This is a genomic window from Deltaproteobacteria bacterium, from assembly GCA_016874775.1.
Taxonomy (GTDB): domain Bacteria; phylum Desulfobacterota; class Binatia; order Bin18; family Bin18; genus VGTJ01.
In genome coordinates this window covers 1-12,936 of record VGTJ01000172.1, presented here as the reverse complement: position 1 = coordinate 12,936, position 12,936 = coordinate 1, and the positions used below count along the sequence as shown (strand labels likewise).

Sequence of the window (12,936 nt, the reverse complement as noted above, 5' to 3'; positions counted from 1 at the left end):
AGACTTCGATACTTAGACCGAAGCCAGCACACAATGGTCTCGTCTCTCATCCCTGCTCTTGTGCAGAGGCTCTCCACTCCGGTCAATCACTATTGCGGTAAGTTGTTTCCTGCCACCGCCTAACATCGTCAGATACTGCGTCAAGGCGCGAATCTTCTCGGCTGGCCCAGCCCCACTCTTGGGCAGACCAAGTTGCGCACAGATGAAATACAGGAGGTCGTCAATCGTTGAGCAGGTCAGGCTCGTACTGTCAAAGAATAAATAGTGTCCCGCAGATTCCAAGTCCTGCATCACCCGGCGCAGGACCGTCGTTTTTCCCGTCCCAGCTTCGCCAGTGAGCAGCAGAAATCCTTTGAACTCACGAATGCCGGACAACAGCGTGGTATAGGCCCGTTGGTAAATGGCGTTGGTGTAAAAAAACCGCAGATCAGTAATATCGGCAAACGGCTCCTCATGAAAGCCAAAGTACTCGGTATACATGAGCAGTCTCGGGGGCCTTTCTTTGTGGCACTCCGAGTTTCCCACAGCAGGATGGGAAATGTCAAATATTCGTCGCCAGAGCGCGACGTGAGTTTTACCGCTGAAAAGCCCAGAGCGGTAGATACGTCAGCCAAACGCCGACTTCATCCTAGCGACGAAACTCTTGCACTGACTTGGCAATGGTCCCGTCTCGATGGGCAATGGCGCGGGTCACAGAACGTGTCATCGCGCCAAAGGTTGGCATCCAACTCGAATGACGGCCAGGACCACCAGCAACAATAATCATGAGATGCTCTGGTTTGCGAATCAGCGGCAAAGCCACTTCACCGGGAAAGGCATCGTCTTGCCCAATCCCCATGCCAAACATCCCACCTGCTTCCCATTGCGCGCGCGGCACTCGCGCATGGCGGAACACATACTCACGAATCGCATCTTTGCTAATGCCATCACGACCGAGGATCGCTGCATGCTCCGGCCCCAGTGCGAGAATAGGCTCACCGAACGCATACGCGTTGTTCGATCCCATCCCAGCCATCGTACTGGCAATGGTTGTCAGAAGCCCTGGTGCAGCCGTACTGACGTGATCATTGATATTGTGTGGTCCTTCAGCACCACACACAGTGACGGTGCTGGCTTCGCGAGGAAACCCGCGCTCCACATGTAAGGGGTCCCACGGACTCTCACTTTCGTTCTCAGCAACGCAATATGAGTACTTCGAGGGTTGTCCTTGCGTCGCACGATCGAGGACTCCAGGGACACCACCACCGATGTTCAGCAAAATCAGACGCATGGCGCGACCAATGGTGGCATTGGGGCGCCACCCCTGTCCAAAAGCGTTGTAGCGCGCATTGACGCCCAGTTCTCGTGCAATGGGACCATTCAGAATTAGGAGTGGCGCACATGGATGCGTCGTACTCTGCACGGCATAGAGATTGAACTTTTCTTCGAGGACGGCTTCAACCGCCGTAATAATGACCGGGAAATACTCCGGCACACATCCCGCCAGTACCGCATTGATGGCGAGTTTCTCAATAGTGGCAATACCATACTTCGGCGGTACTGGACCGAGTTCATCTTGCGGATCGCGATCAGTCCAAGCCAACATTTTCTCGACCCGCTCTGGTGTCGGCGGCATGATCGGCAATCCATCGGTCCATCCTTGATCATAGAACCAGTCATTGACGACTTCGAGGGAATCATTGAGTGAGATTTTTTCAGATCGGAGTTCCATAAGGCACATGATGCGAGTTGCGTGTTACGGGGCACCTGGCGCGTCATACGTGGTGCGGTTGAGAAAGGTACGGCCTTTATCCTCACGCTACACGCAACACGTGTGAGGTCCCGCGCTCTCTTTACGCCGTTGCCTTCCGGCCCACGTGTTTCACCACTGGTCGCAAAAATTTTCCCCGATATTCCGTGGCTAACTTCTCAGACGGTTGAGTAAGAATAGCCAGGACCTCGTCCACAATGGCAGCGGCTTTCTGCGCGACTTCACCAGGTTTGTTCCCTGCGAGTGGATGTGGAATCACCGCGATCGGTACCCCTCCCATCCCTAAGTTTTGCGATTCTGCTCGTCCCAGCGGAGCAAACTCGTCACTACAGATCACCGCAGTCGGGATGCCGCGCTTTTCTAATTCGATGGTGTCGTGGAGACCCCACGACGTGCATGACCCTCAATCGCCAATCGCAACGATGGCGGCATCACACATTGAGAGTTTCGCTATCACGGCATCAGGAGCAGGCATCGCCGCGTTCTTGTCGCCTTTGACGACCGCGAAATTCCCGCACCGTGCGCGGAGCAATTCCTCAACTTTCTCCAACAGCAATCCAGCATTCGCTTTCCGGTTATTGAGAAAGCCAATCGTCTTGCCATGTAAGTCACCATGACGCCGCGCCAGCGGCAAATCTTGGGCTCGCGCATCGGCCACCGGATTGAGGACTTCGATAAAAGCCATAGAACCTCCTTTCGGAAGCGATCAGCAGTCAGCTTTCAGCTCAGAAGAAAAAAGGCTGATTGCTAATCGCTGAATGCTGAAAGCTTTATAGTCCATCCCTCTTGCCCGCGCAATGTTCGCACGGCTACAGTGCTGTCCATGCCGAACGTAATTATCCCGATTTATTACGACTATGCGTCGTCACTGTGTTATGTCGCCAAGAAAGTAATGGAGCAACTTCACGGCAAACTAGAAATCGAACTGCTGTGGAAAGGCGTACAGATTGCTCGTCGCCATCAGGGATGGAAGAACGGTGAGATGATCGGCGATGAAGCCAAAGGAAAGATTTTTCGTATTGCCAAAGAGACGGGGGTAACCCTACGAGTACCGGACCGCTGGCTCGATTCCGCCTACGCACTTGAAGGGGCGAAGTTCGCTCGTGAGCACGGCAAATTTGCCGAGTATCATGAGGCGGTATTTCAAACTACCTTCGCGGACGGCAAAGACATCGGAGAGCTTGCGACGCTCATCGACATTGCAGAAAGTGTTGGACTATCAGGTAGTGATTTGGAACGCGCACTAGAGGCAGGCTCGTTCACCCATCAGGTCAAAGAAACAGAGGCTGAAGCTGCAACTTTCAATGTCGCAGGTTATCCCACATTTATGCTAGGGACATTCCCCTTGATTGGCATTCAGCCCGCCGAAACAATGCGACTTCTCATTCAGCGTTATATCGATAAGTCACGCGAGCAGGTGAGGCATTAAAGGGAAACGCATGGGCGATGGGGCAAATGGACGACAGGGCGATGAAAACATGATGGGGTGGTCGCCGGTTCTCCCCTTCGCCGGGTCGCCCGTTCTGCTGTAGCTTCAGCTATGGCTACGCGCTCGCCCCTTTCAGGGATTCTGTATCCTCCAATCCCATCGCCACAATCGAGGCCTCAAAGCGCTGCTTCATCATCGCATCTTCACTGGTAAAGTTGCGCGTCAGACAGCAGTATTCAAGCTGTAGACCATTGGGGTCCTTAAAGTAGATCGACTTGGCCCAGTCGTGATCAACGACATCAGAGACGGCTACACCTTTCGCCTTCAATTCTTGGCGCTTCTCTTCCAGCCCAGCTTCTGTGCCAGCTTCAAAGGCAAAGTGATAGAACGCACTCGGTACGCCAAGACCTCGATTGATACCAGCATCATACTCAGTGGGCACTCCAGGAATTTTCTTTGCTTCCATGAAAGCGATCAACTGGTCGCGTCCAGTGTCAAAGAAGATATGACGGATCTGGCCACCTTCTTTGATCTTAATGGTATCGCAGCGCACCGGTTTGAAACCGAGAATACCTTCGTAGAACTCTCGAGTCTTGTCGAGATCCAAAGTCGAGAAACCCAGGTGAGAAAGCCCTTTATGAGACATCGCAGATCCTCCTTTGATTGATTGTACACGAATATCGGTGCTACAGCAGGTTTGATGAACATACCGCATGACACTGCCCCGCTTCTAGCACTGTTTACACGGGAAAAGTAGCCTCCCTCCCCTGCCCCAATACCCTCCCTCATGCTAAGAAAGCGCGCCATGAGTACCGACCTCTTTCCTGCTCGTGCTACGCTGAAAACCAAATTTTTCTTTGGCCTCGGCGCAATGGCCGAAGGAACAAAAGCCGCGGCATTCAATGTCTTCTTGTTGTTCTATTACAATCAGGTGCTCGGCGTCTCCGGTACTCTCACTGGGGCAGCCATTTTCATCGCCCTCTTGGTAGATGCCATCACCGACCCGTTGATAGGATCACTCTCTGATAGTTTTCACTCACGCTGGGGACGACGACATCCCTTTATGTACAGTGCTCCTCTCCCGATGGCGATTTGTTTTGTACTGCTGTTCAATCCACCGCCGGGCTTGTCGCAAAGCGGATATTTCTTCTGGCTCCTGACCTGGGCAATCGGCGTTCGTGCATCAATGACATTGTACTCAGTCCCTAGCGCCGCAATGCTGCCAGAGATGACTGCTCATTACGACGAACGGACTTCACTCGTCAGTTATCGTTTTCTGTTCGGCCTCATTGGTGCGGTGCTCATCGCGCAAATAGGCTATCTGCATTTTTTTGCTCCGTCCGCACAGTTTGCGGACGGACGACTCAATCCCGATGCGTACGGTGCTTTTGCTATAGTCGGAAGTGTCATTCTGATCACCGCGCTCCTCGGCTCCTGCCTCGGGACCCATCATCTCATTCCTTCTTTGCGTCCCGCTCAACACACCGAGGCTTTTTCGCTACGCCGCCTCACGAATGAGTTCCGCTTAGTGCTCGGAAATTCATCGTATGTTGCACTTTTCATTGTCACACTTCTGGCTTCCGTCGCTGACGGGTTTCTAGAGGTTGTCAGCCTCTATATGGGAACCTACTTTTGGGGGTTCTCAACCAAACAACTGTCCGTACTGACCTACGCCTATATGATCGCGACCGTCATTGCTTTCGCCTGCGCTCGCCCGCTTACCCAACGGTTCGACAAGAAGAAAGCAGCTGTCGGACTGGCTCTCTTCTTCAGTGTGGCCAGCCCTTTACCAATCTTTCTCCGCTTGGCAGATATCATTCCTGCAAACGGCTCTTCGACATTACTCCTGTTCTTGTTTTTTCACCTGTTAGTGGTGATCACGGTACAGATCATCATTCGTATCACTTTCGTTTCGATGGTAGCTGACGTTGTCGATACCCATGAACTTGCGACAGGAAAGCGTCAGGAAGGCATGTTTTTTTCCAGCCTCACGTTTGCAGATAAAGCGACCTCTGGTGTAGGGGGATTAATTGCCGGGGTCGCGCTGGATCTCATCTCCTTTCCACAGGGCGCGACGGTGGGCACGATAGCGCCAGAGACAATCTTTAAGCTTGGTCTCGTCGTTGGCCCCGGCTTAATGATGTTGCGTCTCCTGAGCTTGATGTGTGTGACACGCTACCGCATTACGCGCGAGTATCATCGGCAGGTTCTTGAACAATTAGCAGAACGGCAAGGAAGGAAAAAATCACCCACAGCTTCCCTCAGGCCAGAAGGGTCACTGGACTGAGCTGCCCAGCGTGTTTTACTCTCAGGGCCGTATCTTCTTGGACTCCCACTCTTCTCGTAAAATCGCCATTGCCACAGTATCGTAATAGCGACCCTCGCGAAAATGCTCTTGTCGTAAAAGCCCTTCGCGTTTGAACCCGACTCGCTCGTATGCACGAATGCCGCGCCGATTGTCGGCTATCACATGGAGCCAGACCCGGTTCAGATTGAGGGTCATAAACGCATGCTGAGTCATGAGACGGGTCGCTTCAGTACCGTATCCTTTTCCCCACTCGTTCTTGGCGCCGATCACAATGCCAAACTTGGCGTGACGATGCTTGAAGTCGACCTGCTCCAAGCTGGTCGACCCAACCAAGCTGTTCGTCAACTTGTCCACAATACCGAGGATGAGGCGGTGTTCATCGGTGTAGACATCGTCAAGGAACGCTTCTTCCATGTGGCGGTTCAACGGTCCTTTCACCAACAGGGTACGAGTCACATCCGAATCGTTCAGCCAGATCACAAAGAGTGGTGCATCTTCCCGCTCAAGCGGGCGAAGGTACACTTTCTCTCCAATGAGAAATGGATTTTTCATAGAACACTCCCAATCATAAACTTTATGCTCTTGACGAGATTTTGCCAAACTGTCACCATACACCACATGTTGGTTGACCGTCCGAGCACACATTATTGTTGGTGGTGGCTGCCTTAATCGGCGGCCCGGACGTTGTGTAACGAAAATCAACGGAGCCGCCTTGGACACGAGGTGGCTTTTCTGTTTCAGGACCGCTGCCTCATAGACCGAGGTTGCGGTCCTGCTGCTTTGTAGGACCAGGTTCTGTAATTTAAGAAAGAGGTAAGCGCTCAGCTATCAACCAGAAGACGCTTTCAGCCGTCAGCTCTCAGCAGTCAGTCAGAAAAAGAGAGCGTCGATAGTGGGATTGGAAGCTGAAAGCTGACCGCTTATAAAAGGAGAACCGTATGGCCAGCAGAGCAGCCATTCCCAGCGTTCATACCTATCAGACCCAAGGCGGCATTACCGTTCGCCGGGTCATCGAGGGCATTCCCACCGATGGCGCGATTGAACCCATCATTGACAGGCTGGATAGCCACCGTGGGGTATTGCTCGCCTCCAGCTACGAATACCCTGGTCGCTACACGCGTTGGGATATGGGCTTTGTCGATCCACCATTTGTACTCACTTCGCGTGAACGACAGTTCCGTATTACTGCCCTGAATCAACGTGGAGAGCTTCTGCTGAAGCCTATTATGGCTACAGTGCAGGCACTATCTGCGGTGACAGCAGCAGATATGCAGGGGAGCGACCTGATCGGCACGATCGCCAAACCCGCAGGTCGTTTTCCCGAGGAGCAACGCAGCAAACAGCCATCGATCTTTTCCGTGCTGCGTGCGTTGATCGAGCTTTTCTCTAGTCCAGAAGATCAGCATTTGGGTCTGTATGGAGCCTTCGGTTACGACTTAGCTTTCCAGTTCGAGCCGTTGCGCTTACGTCTCGAACGCCCCGCTGATCAACGAGACCTCGTGCTCTATTTGCCAGATGAATTGATTCTCGTTGACCATCGGCGCGAACAGGCCGTGCGTCAGCGTTATGATTTCGAGATTGGGGAGCAGTCTACCCAAGGACTCACTCGCGAAACGATCGCCAAACCTTATGTCAGTAGTGAACGCGTAGAAGCACCATTCGATCACGAACCTGGCGAATATGCCGCTGGGGTACGCCTTGCCAAAGAATCGTTTCGTCGTGGCGATCTGTTTGAAGTGGTCCCTGGACAGACGTTCTTTAGTCCATGCCCTGCGCCACCGTCAGAACTGTTTCGCCGCTTACGTGAGCGCAATCCTGCACCGTATGGCTTTCTCATCAATCTCGGTCAGGATGAATATCTTGTTGGTGCATCTCCAGAGATGTATGTCCGTGTCGATGGCGACCGAGTCGAAACCTGTCCGATCTCCGGCACCATTGCCCGTGGTGGCGATCCAATTAGCGATGCGATTCAGATTCAGCGGCTCCTAAATTCCACTAAAGACGAATCCGAACTCACAATGTGTACCGACGTCGACCGCAACGACAAATCGCGCATCTGCAAACCTGGCAGCGTGCGAGTGATTGGTCGGCGGCAAATCGAAATGTACTCGCGCTTGATCCATACCGTCGATCATGTTGAAGGGCATTTACGTGAAGAGTTTGATGCGCTTGATGCTTTCCTCGCGCACACGTGGGCAGTAACGGTGACCGGTGCCCCAAAAGCCTGGGCGATGCAGTTTCTTGAAGATCACGAAAAGTCACCGCGTGCGTGGTACGGTGGAGCAGTTGGCGTGCTCGGCTTTGATGGCAACATGAATACAGGTCTGACACTCCGCACGATTCGTGTCAAAGACGGTGTCGCACAGATTCGCGTCGGCGCCACGTTACTGTATGATTCAGATCCTGACGAAGAAGAAAAGGAAACACATCTCAAGGCAGCCGCATTCCTTGATGCTCTGCGCCACCCCCGTGGCACGACTGCAAAGGTACAACAAGACGCCCCCTATCCAGGACAAGGAAAACGCATCCTCCTGGTCGATCATCAAGACTCCTTTGTCCACACGCTAGCCAACTATCTCCGCCAGACTGGTGCCGAAGTGCTCACGTTGCGCGCCGGATTTCCGCACGAAGAGCTTGATGAGATACGCCCACACCTGGTGGTTCTGTCGCCTGGACCGGGTGCGCCAAAGGATTTTGATGTCTCAGGCACTCTCACCGCAGCGATCCAACGCAATCTCCCAGTCTTCGGTGTCTGTCTGGGCTTGCAAGGTATCGTTGAACATTTTGGCGGTGAGCTTGGCGTGCTCGACTATCCGATGCACGGTAAGCCGTCGTACATTCACGTACAGAGCGGCAAGTTGTTCAATGGGTTACCACGAGAGTTTACCGCAGCACGCTATCATTCACTGTATGCTCTTCGCGAGAAACTCCCAATGACATTGCAAGTCACGGCTGAAAGCGATGACAAAGTCATCATGGCAATTGAACATAACACCCTGCCGATTGCTGCAGTCCAGTTCCATCCAGAGTCGATCTTGACGTTAGGTGAAGATGTTGGACTGCGGTTGATTCGTAATGTCATTACTCTTCTTGCTCACTGAGCAAGGGTATGGAACATTAGGTGCTAAAGAAGACTCTAGGAGGCGACACGAGCATGAAAGATGGACTGCATGTCATCGACAGCGACTTACACGTCATCGAAGATGGCGATGTCTATGAAAAATATCTTGCCGACAAGTACCGCGACAAAATGCCGAAATACTTGGGCTTGAGTCCGACCAACTTTCCCCACTGGAATGTCCAAGGACAGATGATTCCACCATGGGCAGTCTCGACTGACGTCGTCAAAGCGCAAAAGTTCCTTGATAAGCCGACCGAGCATCTGTACAAAACCGTGCGCAAGAAGGGGTATGATTCGGCCTCGACGCTCAAAGCAATGGATGCCGAAGGTATCGATATTGGCGTCGTCTATCGCACCTTTGCCCACATGGTGGTCTCGATCGATGACTTGAAGCCTGCATACGCTACCGCATACTGCGCGGCCTTCAATGATTGGTTAGCTGACTACTGCAGCGTCGACCCCAATCGTCTCAAACCGGCGGCAATTGTCTCGTTGCACGATCCAGAGTTAGCTGCAGCCGAAGCACGACGCGCGGTGACGAAGAAAGGCCATGTCGGCGTAATTCTCATGCCGATGCCAATTAAGGATCGCTACGTCCACTCGCCAGAATGTGATGTGTTGTGGAAAGAGATTTCTCGCCTCAACGTGCCGCTCGCTTTTCACGGCACCAGTGGCGGTGCATCGAAGGACTATGTAAGCAATCGCTTCCGCGGCAAACCCAACTTCCGCACCCAGAATCATGCCGCGGCGTTTCCTTTAGAGTTGATGCTCGCCATGAGCGGTATGGTTGTCGGTGGTGTGTTACAGCGCTTCCCCAAATTGCGCGTCGGGTTCCTTGAAGGCAATTGTGGCTGGTTGCCGTGGTGGCTGCATCGGCTCGATGATCAATGGAAGAAATACGGCGGTGGCGAGAAAATTAAGCTCGATATCAAACCGAGTGAATTGTTCCGTCGTCAGTGTTTCATCGGCACCGATGTGGACGAAGACTTACTCAAAGTCGTGGTTGACGAAGTTGGTGATGACAACATCGTGATGTCGGTAGACTACCCCCATGCCGATGGTCCCTTCCCCAACGGTCTCAAGACCTTCCTCGAATTGCCTGGTGTCAGCAAGAAGTCCAAGCGCAAGATTATGTGGGAGAACTGCTTGCGGTTGTACGGGTTTGAAGAGAAGCAGTTGTTGAAAGCAGCGTAACTGCAAAGAAGATGGTGGGTGGGCATTCTGTCCACCCATTGTTAGAATCGCCGTGGCCACTGACGAGAACCGTGCAAAGTGCGAAGAATCTGTACAACACCATCACGAACACGGTACGGAATGATAAAGGGAGTGCCACCAACGACTAATTCACGAGTTCCCGGCACTCGTCCTGGCCGACCCGAATGAGGAAGTGTCTCAAGCCGACGAACCGCCTCGTCAATACGAGTAAGCAGATCAAGTGCGGCTGTTGGATTCTCTTCAGCTGTCGTGCGGTAGATCGTTTCAAGATCCTTCTCGGCCTTCGGTAACCAAACCACCATTAGCGAGCACCCTTTCGGGTTCTTTTGTTGCCCGAGGCTCGCACTCTGCGCATCACCTCCGCATGCGGAATCCACTCTTCTGGCTTGGCAGCATCTGCTTCAGTTACAGCCTGTTTGATCTCCTGAATTTGCCACTCATTAAGTTCAACATACTGACGAATTGCTTCTGCTGCCAAATAGCTACGGGTTCGGTCTGTCGCTTTGGCAAGCTGCTCGAGTCGCTGCTTGGTTTCTGTATCGACACGAATAGTCAGGGTGTCTTGCATGTGTGTGCTCCTGTACACACGCTAACACATAACCTTACAGAGGTGAAGGCCTTCCCCCGGAAACGCTTCGCTTATTCCGGCCTACGTTCCGTGTCGCTCCGACCCCCGTCGTTACGTGCAAGTACCACGGCTCCTTAATCCCCTGACACCGAATCGACTTTGCCAAAGAGTTGCTGCAGCCGTTGCAAATCGGCTTGCGGAAGTGAAGGTTTGAGCAGGGATGCAACATTCTCCTGCAAATGATCCACATTCCCTGTACCGGTTAACACAGTATGCATTCCAGGTTCATAGCGACAAAAGCGATAGGCTGCTTCGGGAAGAGATGTCGCTCCGTGGTCAGTCAAAAAACCCAGCGGTTCATCCTCACGACACGCATCTTCAGCAAGCTGGCCATCTTTGCGTAAGCCGTCGAGCAATGTCTTGAGTTTGTCAGGTTGACTGAGCGCGCGTCGCACGGCGAACATGCCTAATACACCGATGTTCTTTTGTTGCGTCTGCGGAAATACGCGCATTCGTGCTGAAGGATTCAACAAACTGAAGCCAACCATCATCACATCCCAACAGTCGGTGGCCACTGCTTGTTGCAGCATGCGATGCTGAGGATCGTTGATAAACGCCTCGGTGATCCCAATCGCCCGCAGCTTTCCTTCATCTCGCATTTGCAGCAATACCGGAACGAGAGTCTTGTAAGCAAATTCGTACTGCGAGGAGCGGACGCCATGCAGAAAGTAGATATCGACATAGTCCGTTTGTAGCCGCTTCAAGCTCTGTTCCAAGCCGCGTCGCAACTCTCCGGTCGGATCAGCATGATCAGGTGAAGGCGGTAGCTTCTTGGTCGCGACAAATACGCGATCGCGTGGCACTTCAGCTAGAGCTTTACCTACGATCGTTTCAGTACCATAGACCTCAGCGGTATCGATAAGATTGATACCCAAATCTACTGCACGGCGCACAACCGCAATCGACTCCTGTTCGCTCTTGCCTGTCGCGGTTCCCAAACGACTGGGACCACCGCATCCAAGACCTGCAACACTCACTCGCCAACCTGTTCGTCCCAGTGTGGTGTATTCCATGAGCGCTCTCCCTCCTTAGCCGTTAGAACACAGGTAGTGATCAGATTGGTATCTTATCAAGTTGGCATCTGCGGGAATTTTGGGGTCGTCGGGTCCATGTGGTCCCACGGCTGCGCACTATCCGTATAAATGTCTCGGGCCGGACGTACCCAGCTTGGATCATCGAGACTCGCGGCATACAGCACCATGAGCGAAGGGCGCGCGGAGTTGGTTAAGAACACAGGCGAGCCACAGTGTGAACAGAACGCCCGGCGCATGGTACTGCCACTGTCAGCTTGCTTTTCATACCACGTTGGAGAACCGCTCAGTTGACGGAACGCTGTCGTAGCAACGCCAACGGCAGCAAAGTACGCGCTCCCCGTCGCTCGTTGACAATCGCGGCAGTGACAGTTGCCCATGTACAGTGGTTCTGCCATACATTCATAACGAATCGCGCCACACGCACAGCCACCAGTAAAAGGAACAGCCATAAAAACCTCCGTTGTGAGATGAGACCACAGGTAACGGATTCCGCAGCGTAAGAGAAGAGGTCACAGGACAGTCGAACAAAGCCTGCCCCGTTCGTATCGCGCATGGTCGGACGCCTCCACAGGATGGTCGAAAGTATAATGCTGTGGTAATTCACTCGAATAGCTCTCTTGCTTTCGTCTGGAGGTCTGTATGTCAACAGTGCCACTCCCCTACTCAGAAGCAGGTCCCATCTGGCTGCGGACTCGCCCTATTTTTGAGATGACCGATGACGCGTTTTTCGAGCTCTGCCAAATCAATCGTCAACTACGCATTGAACGAACCGCAGAAGGAGACTTAGCCATTATGCCACCTGCAGGAGGAGAAACTGGAGACAAGAACGCGTACGTCATAGCATTCCTAAAAATTTGGTCGTTGCAGGACACTACGGGGGTGGCATTCGACTCTTCAACAGGGTTCATCCTTCCGAACCGTGCGATTCGCTCTCCGGACGCCGCATGGGTCAAACGCGAACGACTTGCGCACCTGACACCAGAACAGAAAAAGAAATTTCTCCCTCTCACCCCAGATTTCGTTATTGAATTGTGTTCCCCCTCTGACACGCTCAGAGCAGTGCAAGAAAAAATGGCAGAATACATGGCAAATGGGGTACGGCTCGGATTATTACTCGACCCGCAAGAACGATGCGTGTATGTGTATCGTCCCGCAGTGGCGGTTGTCCGTTTAGAAAGCCCTTCCTCAGTCTCCGCTGAGCCAGAACTCCCAGGGTTCGTGCTTGATTTGACACATATCTAGGAAGGCAGTTTTTAGGAAAAGACAATGTCGCGTACCGATGAAATCCTCACACTTTGGTTCGGCGAACCCCATGATGACCACACGTACTACGACACCTGGCATAAGCGCTGGTTTAGGCGGTGGCAGGAAACAACTTACCGCAATAGTGATTGACCGGAGTGGAGAGCCTCTGCACAAGAGCAGGGATGAGAGACGAGACCATTGTGTGC

The 12,936-nt window shown here is 52.9% G+C and carries 15 protein-coding genes; 5 read left to right on the top strand and 10 right to left on the bottom strand.

All coding sequences use genetic code 11. From position 1 onward, the window contains the following. Positions 1-12: 12 nt before the first annotated feature. The 4 genes from FJ147_22985 to FJ147_22970 form a co-directional block, all read right to left on the bottom strand. A complete protein-coding gene (locus FJ147_22985) occupies positions 13-480 on the bottom strand; it encodes a hypothetical protein (GenBank protein MBM4258753.1) in 468 nt (155 codons plus the stop codon). 148 nt (positions 481-628) lie between these two features. Next, positions 629-1,615: a hypothetical protein gene (locus tag FJ147_22980; GenBank protein MBM4258752.1), complete on the bottom strand. Its 987-nt coding sequence runs from the start codon at positions 1,613-1,615 to the stop codon at positions 629-631. A 217-nt stretch (positions 1,616-1,832) separates the two neighbouring features. After that, the gene (locus FJ147_22975; protein ID MBM4258751.1) at positions 1,833-2,087 is read right to left on the bottom strand and encodes a hypothetical protein; all 255 of its coding nucleotides are present in this window, start codon (positions 2,085-2,087) and stop codon (positions 1,833-1,835) included. A 66-nt stretch (positions 2,088-2,153) separates the two neighbouring features. Next, positions 2,154-2,435, bottom strand: coding sequence for a hypothetical protein (locus FJ147_22970; GenBank protein ID MBM4258750.1), 282 nt, complete (start codon positions 2,433-2,435; stop codon positions 2,154-2,156). A gap of 138 nt (positions 2,436-2,573) precedes the next feature. Here FJ147_22970 and FJ147_22965 point away from each other — a divergent pair, with 138 nt between their 5' ends. After that, complete coding sequence (locus tag FJ147_22965) at positions 2,574-3,179, top strand: hypothetical protein (protein MBM4258749.1); 606 nt, start codon at positions 2,574-2,576, stop codon at positions 3,177-3,179. 115 nt (positions 3,180-3,294) lie between these two features. Here FJ147_22965 and FJ147_22960 read toward each other — a convergent pair whose 3' ends face one another. Then, entirely contained in the window at positions 3,295-3,894 is a 600-nt protein-coding gene (locus tag FJ147_22960; GenBank protein MBM4258748.1) for a VOC family protein, read from the bottom strand. Positions 3,895-3,966: 72 nt separating this feature from the next. On the opposite strand from FJ147_22960, the gene FJ147_22955 reads away from it, so the two are divergent. After that, positions 3,967-5,466, top strand: coding sequence for an MFS transporter (locus FJ147_22955; protein ID MBM4258747.1), 1,500 nt, complete (start codon positions 3,967-3,969; stop codon positions 5,464-5,466). Positions 5,467-5,487: 21 nt separating this feature from the next. Here FJ147_22955 and FJ147_22950 read toward each other — a convergent pair whose 3' ends face one another. Then, complete coding sequence (locus FJ147_22950) at positions 5,488-6,039, bottom strand: GNAT family N-acetyltransferase (protein MBM4258746.1); 552 nt, start codon at positions 6,037-6,039, stop codon at positions 5,488-5,490. 386 nt (positions 6,040-6,425) lie between these two features. Here FJ147_22950 and FJ147_22945 point away from each other — a divergent pair, with 386 nt between their 5' ends. Further along, positions 6,426-8,588 carry an anthranilate synthase component I gene (locus tag FJ147_22945; protein MBM4258745.1) on the top strand — a complete coding sequence of 721 codons (2,163 nt, stop codon included), beginning with the start codon at positions 6,426-6,428 and terminating at the stop codon, positions 8,586-8,588. Positions 8,589-8,641: 53 nt separating this feature from the next. Next, positions 8,642-9,802, top strand: coding sequence for a hypothetical protein (locus FJ147_22940; protein MBM4258744.1), 1,161 nt, complete (start codon positions 8,642-8,644; stop codon positions 9,800-9,802). Positions 9,803-9,843: 41 nt separating this feature from the next. On the opposite strand, the gene FJ147_22935 is transcribed toward FJ147_22940, so the two are convergent. The 4 genes from FJ147_22935 to FJ147_22920 all read right to left on the bottom strand — a co-directional run bounded on the left by FJ147_22935 (position 9,844) and on the right by FJ147_22920 (position 11,934). Next, positions 9,844-10,125: a type II toxin-antitoxin system RelE/ParE family toxin gene (locus tag FJ147_22935; GenBank protein ID MBM4258743.1), complete on the bottom strand. Its 282-nt coding sequence runs from the start codon at positions 10,123-10,125 to the stop codon at positions 9,844-9,846. After that, positions 10,125-10,391, bottom strand: coding sequence for a ribbon-helix-helix protein, CopG family (locus FJ147_22930; GenBank protein ID MBM4258742.1), 267 nt, complete (start codon positions 10,389-10,391; stop codon positions 10,125-10,127). Before FJ147_22930 ends, FJ147_22935 begins: the two co-directional genes overlap by 1 nt. 134 nt (positions 10,392-10,525) lie before the next feature. Continuing rightward, positions 10,526-11,464 carry an aldo/keto reductase gene (locus FJ147_22925; GenBank protein ID MBM4258741.1) on the bottom strand — a complete coding sequence of 313 codons (939 nt, stop codon included), beginning with the start codon at positions 11,462-11,464 and terminating at the stop codon, positions 10,526-10,528. A 56-nt stretch (positions 11,465-11,520) separates the two neighbouring features. Beyond that, positions 11,521-11,934 (bottom strand): GFA family protein, encoded by a 414-nt coding sequence (locus FJ147_22920; protein MBM4258740.1) that lies wholly within the window; start codon positions 11,932-11,934, stop codon positions 11,521-11,523. Positions 11,935-12,193: 259 nt separating this feature from the next. Here FJ147_22920 and FJ147_22915 point away from each other — a divergent pair, with 259 nt between their 5' ends. Next, positions 12,194-12,727, top strand: coding sequence for a Uma2 family endonuclease (locus FJ147_22915; protein ID MBM4258739.1), 534 nt, complete (start codon positions 12,194-12,196; stop codon positions 12,725-12,727). Positions 12,728-12,936: the final 209 nt, after the last annotated feature.

What these genes read in the sequence shown, in the direction of transcription:
- FJ147_22985 (MBM4258753.1), bottom strand. Translation starts at nt 480, where the DNA reads ATGTATACCGAGTACTTTGGCTTTCATGAGGAGCCGTTTGCCGATATT.
- FJ147_22980 (MBM4258752.1), bottom strand. Translation starts at nt 1,615, where the DNA reads ATGCCGCCGACACCAGAGCGGGTCGAGAAAATGTTGGCTTGGACTGAT.
- FJ147_22970 (MBM4258750.1), bottom strand. Translation starts at nt 2,435, where the DNA reads ATGGCTTTTATCGAAGTCCTCAATCCGGTGGCCGATGCGCGAGCCCAA.
- FJ147_22965 (MBM4258749.1), top strand. Translation starts at nt 2,574, where the DNA reads ATGCCGAACGTAATTATCCCGATTTATTACGACTATGCGTCGTCACTG.
- FJ147_22960 (MBM4258748.1), bottom strand. Translation starts at nt 3,894, where the DNA reads ATGCGGTATGTTCATCAAACCTGCTGTAGCACCGATATTCGTGTACAA.
- FJ147_22955 (MBM4258747.1), top strand. Translation starts at nt 3,967, where the DNA reads ATGCTAAGAAAGCGCGCCATGAGTACCGACCTCTTTCCTGCTCGTGCT.
- FJ147_22950 (MBM4258746.1), bottom strand. Translation starts at nt 6,039, where the DNA reads ATGAAAAATCCATTTCTCATTGGAGAGAAAGTGTACCTTCGCCCGCTT.
- FJ147_22945 (MBM4258745.1), top strand. Translation starts at nt 6,426, where the DNA reads ATGGCCAGCAGAGCAGCCATTCCCAGCGTTCATACCTATCAGACCCAA.
- FJ147_22940 (MBM4258744.1), top strand. Translation starts at nt 8,642, where the DNA reads ATGAAAGATGGACTGCATGTCATCGACAGCGACTTACACGTCATCGAA.
- FJ147_22935 (MBM4258743.1), bottom strand. Translation starts at nt 10,125, where the DNA reads ATGGTGGTTTGGTTACCGAAGGCCGAGAAGGATCTTGAAACGATCTAC.
- FJ147_22930 (MBM4258742.1), bottom strand. Translation starts at nt 10,391, where the DNA reads ATGCAAGACACCCTGACTATTCGTGTCGATACAGAAACCAAGCAGCGA.
- FJ147_22925 (MBM4258741.1), bottom strand. Translation starts at nt 11,464, where the DNA reads ATGGAATACACCACACTGGGACGAACAGGTTGGCGAGTGAGTGTTGCA.
- FJ147_22920 (MBM4258740.1), bottom strand. Translation starts at nt 11,934, where the DNA reads ATGGCTGTTCCTTTTACTGGTGGCTGTGCGTGTGGCGCGATTCGTTAT.
- FJ147_22915 (MBM4258739.1), top strand. Translation starts at nt 12,194, where the DNA reads ATGACCGATGACGCGTTTTTCGAGCTCTGCCAAATCAATCGTCAACTA.